We start from the raw sequence: 14,798 nt of genomic DNA on the forward strand, positions 1-14,798 counted from the left end.
ATTGCTCAAGCGAGCATAAAACCGGTTTCTTTTATTTCTCTAAATCGGGCAGAGGATTATTCTTCTGCTTTAATTGATTCGTCGATTACTTTAATTTTTTGTAATACTAGTTCCAAGTCTGCTTTCAGCTTGTCTACCTTGCGGTTTAGTTCAGTCAACAAGCTGCTGCCTTTCTTGGAAGTAGAAGTCAGGAAGCCCAGATTGTTCTCATAAGTCTGAAGTTCGTTCTTCATATTCTCATAAGTGCGCACTAGTTTCTCACGTTCTCTATATAAAGATTGAGTTCCGCCTCCCTGGATATTGCTGATGTTCGAACGGAAGTTGCTTAACTTCTTGTTGGAAGCATTGATATTGAAACGGTCGAATAACTGATCGATCAATCCGTGATATTGCTTGTATAGCTTATCTTTTTCTTTGAACGGCACGTGACCGATAGAATTCCATTCCTTCATCAAATCCCGAACCAGATTGCTCGCTTCTTCAGTATCCATGTTCTCATCGATAGCGGATAACTTTTCAATCAATGCTTTCTTCTTTTCCATATTCTCTGTTTCGACAGAGCGTTGTGAAGAAGTAGCCTTGTTCTTTTGCTCAAAGAAGTAGTCGCAAGCAGTGATGAAACGTTTCCAGACAGCATCCGAATGTTTCTTGGCTACCGGTCCGATGGTCTTCCATTCTTTTTGAAGTTTGGTCAGCGCATCGGCAGTAACTTTCCAGTCCGTGCTGTCTTTCAAAGCTTCCGCTTTTTCGCAGAGTGCTTTCTTCTTTTCCAGATTCTCGTTCATACCTTCTTTCAAGCTCTTGAAGAATTCTCCTTTCTTCTTGAAGAAATCATCGCAGGCATGGCGGAAACGTTCGAAGATTTTCACATTCATCTTTTGAGGTGCAAAACCGATGGTTTTCCATTTGTTTTGCAGGGCAATCACTTCCTGAGTCTTATTTTCCCAAGCAGAGAATGTCTTCAATTCATCATACTCAATCGCTTCAACGATTTCGCAGATTACGGTCTTTTGGTCCAAATTGTGCTGCTCGGCCTCTTTCAGCGACTCGAAGTGCTGCTGATGACGGCGGTTGACAGCGGTAGAAGCGGCTTTGAACCGATTCCAGATCTCATCACGCAGTTCTTTGGCTACCGGACCTGTATCGCGGAATTCCTGATGCAACTTCTGCAGTTGGTGGAAAGCGGAAACCACGTCCTCCTCGTCAGCCAGCTTTTCAGCAGCTTCGCAGAGGCGCGTCTTGATTTCCAGATTCTTTTTGAAGTCGTATTCACGGAATTCATTGTTCAGTTTCAATAAATCGTAGAACTTCTCTACATATAATTGATAGTTTTTCCAAAGTTCATTCACTTTGCCTTGCGGTACCAATTTCGTGTCATTCCATTGCTGTTGCAGCTTCTTGAATTCTGTATAAGATTTGTTGGCATCATCTCCGGATTCCACCAATTCTTTCAGTTCTTCGATAATGGAAAGTTTCACTTGCAGGTTTTCTTCCTTCTGGCGTTCCAATTCAGCAACCTGTCTGCTGCGTTTTTCCTTGATAACCCCCATCAGACGTTTGAATTCTTCCTCTGTCGGGTCCTCTTGGGCAACAAAATCTTCAATGTTTCCACCGTTGTCTGTAAACTGTACCTTAGCAGCTTCCAACTCGGCATTATGTAACTTGTAGAATGATTGTTTCAGATTGTCAATTTCCTGCTTGTTCGCATTTTCGGCATCTTGCGCAAGCTCTTTCAGCTGGTTTAGTACATCTTCCTTAGTGGCAGGTTTAGGGGCTGCTTCAGGTTGAACTTCGGCAGTAACTTCTTCAGTCGGAGTCTCTGTAATAGCTTCAGAAACCTCGACTGTTTTCTTTTCTTCTTCTAATTCCCCTTGGTTCAAGGGTTGATTAGTGTCATGAGCGTCCATCATTGTATATTAGTTTTGGGTCACAAATTAATGAAATAAAACGATTACTTCATACTATTTTGCTTATTTTTTTTTGTTTATCGTGTTTTTATGACAATAAAACGGTTATTCCCATGTACAACATCATTCCAATGATGTCATTTGTAATGGCTATAAACGGTCCTGTTGCAATTGCAGGATCAATCTTTAGCTTCTCCAGAGTCATTGGTACCAGTGTTCCGAAAATGGATGCGAACATAACCACGGCAAACAGGCTGATGGATACGGAATAAGTCACCGTAGCTGTTGCACCGAACCGGATAAAGTTGTAGGTGTATACTAATAAGGAGATAATCGTGGCATTGATTAATGCTACTACTGCTTCCTTGGTGACTTGCTTGAATGTGTTTTTGGCATCTAGCGAACTGTTTGCCAAGCCTTGTACGATGATTGCCGAAGATTGTGTTCCGACATTTCCTCCTGTACCACCGATCAGCGGGATATAAAGTGCCATTTCGGGATGAGCGGCAAAAGTAGCATCGAAATTTCCCAATATCATAGAGTTTCCGATTCCGCCGATCATACCGATTAATAACCAGGGGAGGCGGGCAGTGGTCTGTTTCAATACATTATCGTCTGTTTCTACGTCCTGCGAAAGACCGGATGCCAACTGATAATCACGTTCCGATTGTTCACGAACTTCATCCATGACGTCGTCGACGGTGATTTGTCCTACAAGCCGACCGATACTGTCGATGACGGGGATGGCCACCAAGTCGTACTTTTCAATCGCCTGTACCACCTCATCAATGGGAGTATCTACATGCACGGAAATCGGATCTTTCTGCATCACGTGTTTCACCTTGGATACAGAAGGAGACGTAATCATCTTTTTGAGCGGGAAGATACCTCGCAGACGTTCGTCGTCGTCGATGACATATACATAATAGATTTCGTCCAGCTCTTCCGCCTGTTGACGCATCTCTTTCAGACATTCGGGCATACTCCAGTTCTCGTTGACGAGTACCATTTCCGTACCCATTAAACCACCGGCGGTATTTTCGTCGTATTTCAACAAGTCGACAATGTCACCTGCCTGTTCAATGTCCTCAATGTGCGAAAGAACCTCTTCCTGCTTATCTTCATCGAGTTCACGCATCAGGTCTACGGCATCGTCCGTATCCATGTAGTCAACGAAGCGTTTGGCGATTGTCTCCGAAGGGAGCATTTCGAGTAGCTCTTTACGAGCGTCTTCGTCCATTTCGACAAGTACGTCGGCGGCAATTTCGTTGTCGAGCAGGCGATAGATGAACTTGGCCGCTTCCGGATTCAGGTCATTGCACAATTCGGCGATGTCGGCCGGATGGAGGTCGATGAGAAGCCCTTTTACCGTATCGGCGTCTTTTTGCTCAATAAGGTGTTTAACGTTGTCAATGTATTCCTCGTTCATCGTTGTCAATTACAAATTACGAATTACAAAATCCAGTTCTCTGCTCACTGCTGCCCATCAGTCGGTTGTTGGTTGTTGCCTGCCGTCTTTAATGCTTCTTCCACTTTATTGGTCAGGTCTATAAATTCTGCTACCGATAGTTGTTCCGGGCGTTTATTAAATAATATGTCCTCCGTGAGTGGACAATCTTTGCCTAAAATAGGTTTGATAGAGTTGCGCAATGTTTTGCGTCGTTGGTTGAAAGTCGTTTTCACTACCTGTTTGAACAGTTTCTCATCACATCCCAACTCTTTAGTCTCGTTGCGCGTCATGCGGATGACAGCGCTTTTCACTTTGGGGGGCGGGTTGAACACATGTTCGCTCACTGTGAATAAGTATTCCACTTTGTACCAAGCCTGAATCAATACGCTAAGGATGCCGTAAGTCTTGCTGCCCGGTCCGGCTGCAATACGTTCGGCTACCTCTTTTTGAATCATTCCCGTACAGCAGGGGACGATATCTTTGTTGTCCAGCATCTTGAAAAAGATCTGGCTGGAGATGTTATACGGATAATTACCGGTCAGTACGAAAGGTTTGCCGTCGAATAGCCGGTGAAGGTTCATTTTCAGAAAGTCATCTTCGATGATGTGGTCCTCCAATGACGGATAAGCTTCGCGAAGATAGGCAACCGACTCATAGTCAACTTCTACGACCTTTATCAACCGGTCTTTTTTCACCAGAAACTGGGTCAATACTCCCATACCCGGTCCCACCTCCAAAATAGGCAGTTCGGGGAAAGTGTCGACAGTATCGGCAATATCTTGCGCAACTTTCAGATCTTTCAGAAAGTGCTGTCCGAGAAACTTTTTAGGCTTTACTAATTTCATTTACCAACTAAATAATTACTTTTGCAGCCGACAAAGGTAATTCTTTTAAATGAAGAATGAAGAATTAAGGATGAAGAAACTATTAAAAAAGACACTGAAACTGATATTACCGGTTGTTTTAGGCGGCTTTATCTTATTCTGGGTATATCGCGACTTTGATTTTACAAAAGCGGGCGATGTGTTATTACACGGTACAAATTGGTGGTGGATGCTCTTCTCATTAGTGTTCGGGGTGTTCGCACAAGTCTTTCGTGGATGGCGGTGGAGACAGACACTGGAACCGTTGGACGCTTTCCCGAAAAAGAGCGATTGTGTGAATGCTATCTTCATTTCTTATGCTGCCAGTCTGGTAGTTCCCCGGATCGGGGAAGTGAGCCGTTGCGGGGTTTTGGCGAAATATGATAACGTCTCGTTTGCCAAGTCGTTGGGAACAGTCGTTACGGAGCGACTGGTTGATACGTTGACTATTCTTCTTATTACAGGCATCACTGTTTTACTTCAATTACCTATCTTCGTCACCTTTCTTCAACAGACCGGAACAAAAATACCCTCTCTTGTTCATCTTTTGACTTCAGTATGGTTTTATATCATCCTGTTCTGTTTTATCGGTGTGGCGATCCTTCTTTATTATTTAAGAAAAACGCTGTTCTTTTACGAACGGGTGAAAGGCTTTGTACTTAATATATGGGAGGGGATTATGTCTTTAAGGGGAGTGCGTAACATTCCTCTCTTTATTTTTTATACACTGGCTATTTGGACGTGCTACTTTCTCCATTTCTATTTCACATTCTATTGTTTTGCCTTTACAGCGCATTTAGGTATTCTGGCGGCATTGGTCATGTTTGTGGGCGGTACGTTTGCCGTGATTGTGCCTACTCCCAACGGGGCGGGGCCGTGGCATTTCGCTATCATTTCTATGATGATGCTTTATGGAGTAAATGTGACGGATGCCGGAATCTTTGCCCTGATTGTACACGGTATTCAAACCTTTCTGGTTGTTCTGTTGGGCATCTATGGATTTGCCGCTCTGCCATTCACCAATAGACATCGAGGGTGAAATTTTAGCTAAAACTGTGTATTCTTAAATGTTTTTGTTGACGTCCTTTGCCATCTGAAAACTTTTCCATAACTTGGCACTGTTTAATTATTAGATTTAAAATCGTTTTAAAATATTTATTATGAGTACCATTCTTTCTTTAGCTCCACAAAATGTGTGGAAGCATTTTTATTCGTTGACACAGATTCCTCGTCCGTCAGGACACATGGAAAAAATAACTGAATTTCTTCTTGGTTTCGGAAAAGGCTTGGGCTTGGAGTCTTTTGTAGACGAAGCAGGTAATGTGATTATCCGTAAACCGGCAACTCCGGGTATGGAAAACCGGAAAGGTGTAATTCTTCAGGCGCACATGGATATGGTTCCGCAGAAGAACAACGATACTGTACACGATTTTGAAAAAGACCCGATTGAAACTTATATAGATGGTGACTGGGTGAAAGCAAAAGGTACTACTTTGGGTGCGGACAACGGACTGGGAGTAGCTGCCATCATGGCCGTGCTGGAAGCAAAAGACCTGAAACACGGTCCTCTGGAAGCTCTTATCACTAAAGATGAAGAAACCGGTATGTACGGTGCATTTGGTTTGAAGCCGGGCACCCTGAACGGTGAAATTCTGTTGAATCTGGACTCGGAAGATGAAGGTGAATTGTATATCGGTTGTGCCGGAGGTATGGACGTAACTGCTACCTTGGAATATAAGGAAGTAGTTCCCGAAGCAGGAGATATCGCAGTGAAAGTTACTTTGAAAGGATTGCGCGGCGGACATTCGGGATTGGAAATCAATGAAGGGCGTGCCAATGCCAATAAGTTATTGGTTCGTTTCGTTCGTGAAGCGGTTGCCAGCTATGAAGCCCGTTTGGCTAGCTGGGAAGGTGGTAATATGCGTAATGCTATCCCGCGTGAGGCGCATGCGGTTATTACCATTCCGGCTGAAAATGAAGAAGAACTGCTGGGCTTGGTGAAATACTGCGAAAACCTGTTCAATGAAGAATATTCGGCTATTGAAACTCCGATCAGTTTTACAGCTGAACGCGTAGAACTTCCTGCCGGTGAAGTACCTGAAGAAATTCAAGACAATCTGATTGATGCAATCTTTGCTTGTCAGAACGGTGTGACACGTATGATCCCTACTGTTCCGGATACGGTAGAAACGTCTTCCAACCTTGCTATTATTACGATTGGTGAAGGGAAGGCAGCCATTAAGATTTTGGCTCGTAGTTCAAGCGATAGCATGAAGGAATATCTGACTACCAGCTTAGAGTCTTGTTTCTCTATGGCAGGGATGAAGGTAGAGATGACAGGCGGATATTCCGGTTGGCAACCTAATGTAAATTCTCCGATTTTGCATGCGATGAAGTCATCCTATAAACAGCAGTTTGGCGTAGAACCTGCAGTGAAAGTGATTCACGCTGGTTTGGAATGTGGTATTATCGGTGCTATTATTCCGGGATTGGACATGATTTCTTTTGGTCCGACTTTGCGTTCACCGCATTCGCCGGACGAAAGAGCGTTGATTCCTACCGTACAGAAGTTCTATGACTTTCTGGTGGCAACTTTGGAGCAAACTCCAATGAAATAACGTATTTCTCTTTATATAAATATTCTCCTATTATATAATAGGTAACCATAGTGAAGGCACGGATGATATTTCATCTGTGCCTTTTGTCATATTTATTGCAGCGTATATTACAATTCTGCTGTATAACAAATAAATTAATTGATGCAAATCAAGAAATATGCTATAAAACATAAATTTCTCTCTTTTTTAGATCAATGTATAAACAAAGGCTGTATTTTTGTGTTGTAAAACATGTAATTAGGAGGATAACAAAATGAAAAGTTTAAAAAGATTGTTTAGAAAGATCGGCGAAGCCGATGTACATGTTTGGGGATATTCAACAATTAATACCAAACCAAACAAGTAAGTTTTATTTTTTAGTTTTCAGGAATTAGTAATTTTAAAGGTTTAAAGATTATGGCAAAGAAAATGAGTTCTTTAGTTAGAAAAATCCTTAGTGAAGTAGGTCGTAATGAAATGCTTTCATGGGGGTACAGAATTGAGAAATGAGAACAAGTACATTAACTAAGTTTAGAGTGGGGATACGTTATTAAATACGATATCCCCATTTTTTATATCTAAAATTTTACATAAAGTTGTTTTTTGTACTGCTACAAATCCTGTATATCAATTAACTATCACAGGATTAGTGTAAGGTGCAAGATACTTTTACATTTTTGAACTTGTAAGAGATAGGTTAATCTTATTGCAGAAGATAAACTTTTCAATTAAACAACAAACGGAGTGGCAGCCTTTGGACTTTTTATTTTATTCCAAAGTGAGTTGATTAATAGGCTAATGTTTATGCAATATGCTATAGGGCTGGTAGCTTGATAAAAGCTTTTTTTAAGCTAAAAAGTACAAATCTTTAAACTTTATTTCCTTACTTTGTTATTTATAAGAGTGAGACTTATATCAAACTTAAACTAGAAAGATTATGAAAGTAAAGCAGATTTGTATGATGGTGCTATTATGGTTGGGAGTGATTCCGGCAGTACAAGCACAAACTTTCGACAAATTATGGAAAGAAGTGGAGCAAGCGGGGAAAAAGAGCTTGCCTAAGACAGTAATAAAACTGACTGATGAGATTTATCAGAAAGGGGAAAAAGAGAAAAACTCACCACAAATGCTCAAAGCATATACGTGGCGGATGAAATATCGGGAAATGTTGAATCCCGACAGTCTTTATGCTGATTTGAAAGGACTGGAACAATGGGTGAAACAGACTGACCAACCAATGGATCGCGCCATCCTACACTCTTTGATAGCGGGAATCTATGCAGATTATGCAGCCAGCAACCTGTGGCAACTCCGCCAACGGACAGAAATCGTAGACCAGACACCTGCTACCGATATGCGTGAATGGACAGCCAATATGTTCATCGAAAAAGTGCGGACAAATATAAAGGAGGCATTGGCCGATTCTGTATTGCTGCTCAAAACATCCTCACGCGACTATATTCCGTTTGTAGAACTGGGAGAAACGAGCGAATACTATCACCATGATATGTATCATTTATTGGCTTCCCGTAGCATTGAAGCACTGCAACGGGTGGAAGAACTGGGTAACAGGATTACTAATGACGGTACTGTGAATCCGGTAAAACAAGATATAATAGCTATTTATGGAAATATGATTTCCGCTTATAAAGCAGCCGGATTAAAAGAAGGTTATGTGTTGACAGCACTTAACTACCTGGAATGGAGATGGAATGCTGATCGGAATATTCGACCTCTCCAGGTACAGGGCGAACTTCCGGTACTGACGGAAGATACTTATCTGAAAGCTTTGAACACATTGAAAAGCAAGTATGCTTCCGAACCCATCTGTGCCGAAGTCTATTTGGCGGAAGCCCGGTATGCTATTGGAAAACAACAGCAGCTCAATGCATTGCAGCTTTGCGATGAGGCAATCCGCCTTTATCCAGGCTATCGCAGAATCAATGCTTTGAAAAATCTTCGGGAAGAGATATTGGCTCCTTATTTGAATGTTTATGCATCCGATTTGGCTTTTCCGAACGAAGAGATAGAATTGAGGGTCTCACACAAAAATCTGGATGGTTTCACTGTCCGTCTTTATCAGGCGAAGAAACTGATAAAGGAACAACATTACGCTGTGCTTCGTCCGAAAGATTACCGGACGCAGGACACTGTGTTTACATTCAAAGCTCCCGAGCTTGGATCTTACGTGATGCGTATCATACCTGATATTCGTGCGAAGAGAGATAGTGAAAGTAAGTTTGATGTAACACGTTTCAAAGTGCTGACGTGCCGTCTGCCGGAAAAACAGTATCAAGTGGTGACGCTGGATGGACAGACAGGGCATCCTATTCCCCATGCGAAAGTGACAATGTACAGTAATGACGAAAAAGTGTTGCAGGAGTTTACGACAAACGAAGAGGGTAAGGTCGTATTTCCCTGGAAATCCGAATACCGCTATCTGAAAGCTTCCAAGGGGACGGATACGGCAATGCCGAAACAAGGCATTTATGCAGGAAGTTACGGATATTACGGCGACGAAGATAAAGTGACTGAAAATATGACTTTATTGACCGACCGCTCTTTGTATCGTCCCGGGCAGACGGTATATGTGAAGGGAATTGCTTATTCTCAACAATCAGATACGGCGAATGTGCTTCCGAACAAGGAATATACGGTGACTTTATTGGATGTAAACAATCAGGAAGTAGGGCAGAAGTCGGTACGTACCAATGAGTTTGGTTCGTTTACCACCGATTTTGCATTGCCTTCGGCTTGCCTGAACGGAATGTTTTCTTTGAAAGCGGGAAGAGGCCGTACAAGCATCCGGGTAGAAGATTATAAACGTCCGACATTTGATGTCACTTTCGAAAAGCAACAAGGAAGTTACAAACTGGGTGATGAGGTACAGGTGAAAGGGATGGTACAATCTTATAGTGGTGTGCTGCTTCAGGATCTTCCGGTGAAATATACGGTAAAGCGTTCTGCATACAGCCTTTGGCGGTTTGCGGAATCTGTGCAGATTGCTTCCGGTGAAGTGATGGCCAATGAGAATGGAGAATTTACGATACCGGTTCGTCTGCAGGAAAGTGACTCTTATAAAAATAACGATAAGGTATATTATCGTTATTCCATTGAGGCCACTGTTACCAACGTGGCAGGTGAAACACAATCTTCTACGGACGTGATTTCGGCAGGGAACCGTTCGTTGGTTTTGCAGGTGGAATTGCAAGATAAGACTTGCAAGGATCAACCCTTCGAAACAATATTTAAAGTACAGAACCTGAATGGACAACCTGTGGAGGTGAAGGGGGATTATTACTTGTACCCTGCCAAAGACAAGGACTTTAAGCAGCTGGAAGAGAAACCGGTTGCAACGGGAACCTTTACTTCTAATGAAGACATGACGCTCGACTGGAAGAATCTTCCATCGGGACCTTATGTGCTGAAAGCATCAGTGAAAGACAATCAGGGCAAGGAAGTGACTGCTGACACCAACACGATTCTTTTCTCTGTCGAGGACAAACGTCCGCCCATAGAAACGACGATGTGGTTCTATGGTGCAAATACGGAATTTGATGCTGCCCATCCGGCCGTGTTCTGTTTCGGTACGTCGAAAAAAGATGCTTATGTGATGATGAATGTATTTTCCGGTGATAAATTGTTGGAGAGCAAGACGTTGAATTTGTCAGATACAATTGTCCGTTTCGAGTATCCATATCGGGAAAGTTATGGGGATGGTGTCTTTGTGAATCTCTGTATGGTGAGGGACGGACAGGTTTATCAGGAACAGGTGCGGCTGACCAAACGGATTCCTGATAAAACGCTGGCTATGAAGTGGGAAGTGTTCCGTGATAAATTGCGTCCGGGACAAAAGGAAGAATGGAAGCTGACGATTAAAACGCCGCAAGGGCAGGCTGCCAACGCGGAAATGCTGGCAACGATGTATGATGCCTCCTTGGATAAAATATGGAATCGTAAGCAGGAATTTTGGGTGTATTACAATCAGATACTCCCTTACTTTAATTGGATGAGTGGGTATTCCGGCAATAATTCGTTCAATTACTGGTGGAATACGAAGAGTCTCAAAGTGCCATCACTGGAGTATGACCACTTTGTGATGCTGTTGAATTATTATAATAGCGGAGGAACGGATGAAATAATGGTGAGAGGATATGGCTCGACGAGAAAGTTGACGGTGACAGGTAGCGTTTCGACATTGGACGTTGCAACTTTAAGGAGTAATGCGCCAAAGATGAAATCGGCTATGGCTGCTGATGCCATGACTAATGTTGAATTTCAATCGGAAATGATACCCACGGGAGAAAAAGCGGATGAGGCATCTGACAACGAAATGCTTCCCGAAGCATCTGCCGACTTGCGTACCAATTTAGCAGAAACAGCATTCTTCTATCCTCAACTTCGCACCAATGAACAGGGAGAGATCTCTTTCTCTTTCACGATGCCCGAAAGTCTGACGCGTTGGAACTTCCGTGGATATTCTCATACAAAGGGAATGTTGACAGGAACATTGGATGGCGAAGCTACCACAAGCAAAGAATTTATGCTGACTCCTAATCTCCCTCGTTTTGTGCGTGTGGGTGATAAGACTTCTCTGGCAGCTTCTATCTCTAATATGACTGGTAAGCCGCAAGCCGGAACGGTCAGTCTGGTCCTTTTTGATCCGATGACAGAGAAGGTTATCAGTACACAAAAACAGAAATTCAGCCTTGCTGCCGGAAAGACAATGGGTGTGGACTTCCAGTTTACCGTTAGTGATAAATACGAAATAGTGGGATGCCGGATGATTGCCGACAGTGGTACTTTCAGCGATGGAGAACAACAGTTGCTTCCGGTTCTTAGCAATAAAGAGCATTTGGTGGAGACACTTCCAATGCCAGTGCGTGGAGAAGAAACCCGTACTTTCTCACTCGATCATCTGTTCAATCAGCAAAGTAAAACAGCCACAGATCGTAAACTAACTGTTGAATTTACAGGAAACCCGGCTTGGTATGCCGTTCAGGCATTGCCTTCATTGAGTCTTCCGACAAGTAATAACGCTATTTCCTGGGCTACTGCCTACTATGCCAATACATTGGCCTCGTTTATCATGAACAGTCAGCCGAAGATCAAAGCGGTATTTGAAAGTTGGAAACTGCAAGGAGGTACGAAAGAAACGTTCTTGAGCAATCTGCAAAAGAATCAGGAAGTGAAGAATATCATTTTGTCCGAGTCTCCCTGGGTGCTCGAAGCACAGACGGAAGAGCAACAGAAAGAGCGCATCGCCACCTTGTTTGATTTGAATAACATCCGTAGTAATAATATCGCAGCTTTGACTCGATTGCAGGAGTTACAGAACTCAAACGGGGCATGGTCCTGGTATAAAGGAATGAACGGCAGTCGATCTGTAACTACCTATATCGCCGAACTGAATGCCCGTCTGGCTATGCTGACAGGTGAGAAATTAAGCGGATCGGCTCTTTCCTTGCAACAGAAGGCTTTCTCTTACCTTCATCAATCAGCTTTGGACGAGTATAAGGAAATCCTGAAAGCGCAGAAAGACGGTGTGAAGTTTACGGGCGTTTCGGGCAGTATTCTGCAATATTTGTATCTCATCGCTATTTCGGGAGAGCAGGTACCCGCAGTCAATAAAGCGGCTTATACCTATTATCTTTCTAAGGTAGGAGAATTGCTGACTTCTCCTTCGATGGATACAAAAGCGATTGCCGCCATTGTGCTTGATAAAGCCGGACGCAAGAAGGAAGCGCAGGAGTTTGTCGCTTCTCTGAAAGAACATCTGACGAAGACAGATGAACAGGGAATGTTCTTTGCTTTCAACGAGAATCCGTATACATGGGGCGGAATGCAGATGCAGGCTCATGTAGATGTGATGGAAGCGCTGGAACAGACAGGCGGCAATACCGATACAGTGGAAGAAATGAAACTTTGGTTGTTGAAGCAAAAGCAGACACAACAGTGGAATTCTCCGGTAGCTACTGCCGATGCGGTATTTGCATTGCTGATGAAGGGTACTAATTTACTCGACAATCAGGGAGATGTACGGATTGTGATTGCTGATGAAGTGCTGGAAACTGTTAGTCCAAGTAAAACGACTGTTCCCGGATTGGGATATATCAAACGTTCTTTCACACAGAAGAATGTGGTGGATGCCCGCAAGATTGAAGTGGAAAAGAGAAATCCGGGTATTGCCTGGGGAGCTGTGTATGCAGAATTTGAATCTCCTATGAGTGATGTGAAACAACAGGGCGGTGAACTGAATGTTGAGAAACAGTTGTATGTGGAGCGTACGGTGAATAACGTGCCTCAATTGCAACCTATTACTGCCAAAACGGTTCTTCAGGTAGGTGATAAAGTCGTTTCCCGTTTGAGCATCCGCGTAGACCGTCCGATGGACTTTGTACAGTTGAAAGATCAGCGGGGCGCTTGTTTCGAACCGATTGGCGGCATTTCCGGTTATCGTTGGAACAACGGGCTTGGCTATTACGTAGACATCAAAGATGCATCGACTAATTTCTTCTTCGATCATTTAGGAAAGGGTGTATACGTGTTGGAATATAGCTACCGTGTCAGTCGTGCAGGAACTTACGAAACAGGTTTGGCAACTATGCAGTGTGCTTATGCACCGGAATATGCTTCTCATTCTGCTTCGATGACAATTATTATTAAATAGTTCCGGCAGGGGATTTTTATTCTCACCGATGAGCGAGGCGTTCCTCACCGATGAAGAGGGTATTCCTCACCGAGGAAGGCATCCTTCCTCGGTGAGGAACTTTTTTCTTATAAACAGGGGCTTACAAGGAATGCTATTAAGTAAAGTCTTTTCCCAATCTGTGTTAATCTGTGTAATCTGTGGTGAAAAACTCATCTAAAACCCCTACATTTGTGCACCAAAATAAAAAATATCGCATGAAACGTAGTTTACTATCTATATTAACTTTGCTTACTGTCGCTTTGGCAGCCGTTGCCCAACCGCGTATCTCTTCAAATAAAGAGACACATAACTTCGGACAAATAGAGTGGAAACGTCCGGTGGCTGTGGAATATACCATCACTAACACGGGAAACCAACCGTTGGTGCTGACCAACGTCACGACCTCTTGTGCCTGTGCCGTGGCCGACTGGACGAAAGAACCGATTGCTCCCGGAGGAAAGGGAGTAGTAAAGGCTACTTTTGATGCCAAGGCGTTAGGGCATTTTGAGAAGTCAGTAGGCATCTATAGCAATGCCAGTCCGAGTCTGGTTTATCTGAAGTTTACCGGCGAAGTGGTGCAGGAAATTAAAGATTATACCAAGCTGCTTCCTCATGCCATCGGAAATATCCGTTTAGATCGTGATGAGTTTGCTTTTCCTGATGTTTATCGCGGACAGCAGCCTTCATTGACTTTCAACATCGCCAATCTTTCCGATCGTCCCTACGAACCGGTGCTGATGCACCTGCCTCCTTATCTGAAAATGGAAGCGGAACCTAAAGTGCTGTTGAAAGGTAAGAAAGGAACTGTTAAACTGACGCTGGATGCAAGCCAGCTGAAAGATTATGGATTGACACAAACATCCGTTTACCTTTCCCGTTTTTCCGGTGATAAGGTGAGCGAAGATAATGAAATACCGGTTTCGGCTATTCTTCTTCCCGACTTCTCACGTATGACAGAAAAAGATTCTCTGAACGCTCCTGCCATGCGTATTTCTGAAACGAACATCGACCTGAGCGTGCCATTGATAAAGAAGAAAAAGGCAAGCCACGACATATTGATAGCCAATGCCGGAAAAACTCCATTAATTATCAGTAAGTTGCAGGTATTTAATTCATCGGTAGGAGTGAGCCTGAAAAAGACAGTGCTTCCCCCGGATGGAATGACGAAACTTAAAGTGACCATTCGTAAGCGTGACGTAGGTAATAAGAAACATCATTTACGTATCTTGATGATAACGAATGATCCGCTACGCCCGAAAGTCGAAATCAATATCAAACGCTAAATCCTAT

The 14,798-nt window shown here is 43.3% G+C and carries 7 protein-coding genes; 4 read left to right on the top strand and 3 right to left on the bottom strand.

The genetic code is table 11. From position 1 onward, the window contains the following. Positions 1-56 precede the first annotated feature (56 nt). The 3 genes from AB3G73_RS21905 to rsmA form a co-directional block, all read right to left on the bottom strand. The gene (locus AB3G73_RS21905; protein ID WP_148366456.1) at positions 57-1,910 is read right to left on the bottom strand and encodes a DUF349 domain-containing protein; all 1,854 of its coding nucleotides are present in this window, start codon (positions 1,908-1,910) and stop codon (positions 57-59) included. Positions 1,911-1,995: 85 nt separating this feature from the next. Next, positions 1,996-3,336, bottom strand: a complete 1,341-nt coding sequence (gene mgtE, locus AB3G73_RS21910) for a magnesium transporter (RefSeq protein ID WP_099146489.1) — start codon at positions 3,334-3,336, stop codon at positions 1,996-1,998. A gap of 44 nt (positions 3,337-3,380) precedes the next feature. After that, positions 3,381-4,202, bottom strand: a complete 822-nt coding sequence (rsmA, locus tag AB3G73_RS21915; RefSeq protein WP_148366455.1) for a 16S rRNA (adenine(1518)-N(6)/adenine(1519)-N(6))-dimethyltransferase RsmA — start codon at positions 4,200-4,202, stop codon at positions 3,381-3,383. 70 nt (positions 4,203-4,272) lie between these two features. Here rsmA and AB3G73_RS21920 point away from each other — a divergent pair, with 70 nt between their 5' ends. The 4 genes from AB3G73_RS21920 (at position 4,273) to AB3G73_RS21935 (ending at position 14,791) form a co-directional block, all read left to right on the top strand. Further along, positions 4,273-5,259, top strand: a complete 987-nt coding sequence (locus AB3G73_RS21920) for a lysylphosphatidylglycerol synthase transmembrane domain-containing protein (protein WP_074556839.1) — start codon at positions 4,273-4,275, stop codon at positions 5,257-5,259. A 121-nt stretch (positions 5,260-5,380) separates the two neighbouring features. Beyond that, a complete protein-coding gene (locus tag AB3G73_RS21925) occupies positions 5,381-6,838 on the top strand; it encodes an aminoacyl-histidine dipeptidase (RefSeq protein ID WP_074556838.1) in 1,458 nt (485 codons plus the stop codon). A 916-nt stretch (positions 6,839-7,754) separates the two neighbouring features. Continuing rightward, a complete protein-coding gene (locus tag AB3G73_RS21930) occupies positions 7,755-13,487 on the top strand; it encodes an alpha-2-macroglobulin (protein ID WP_367745598.1) in 5,733 nt (1,910 codons plus the stop codon). A 236-nt stretch (positions 13,488-13,723) separates the two neighbouring features. Next, positions 13,724-14,791 (top strand): DUF1573 domain-containing protein, encoded by a 1,068-nt coding sequence (locus AB3G73_RS21935; protein WP_195648573.1) that lies wholly within the window; start codon positions 13,724-13,726, stop codon positions 14,789-14,791. Positions 14,792-14,798: the final 7 nt, after the last annotated feature.

Origin of the sequence: Bacteroides sp. L008 (genome assembly GCF_040812255.1) — a bacterium.
GTDB lineage: Bacteria > Bacteroidota > Bacteroidia > Bacteroidales > Bacteroidaceae > Bacteroides > Bacteroides vicugnae.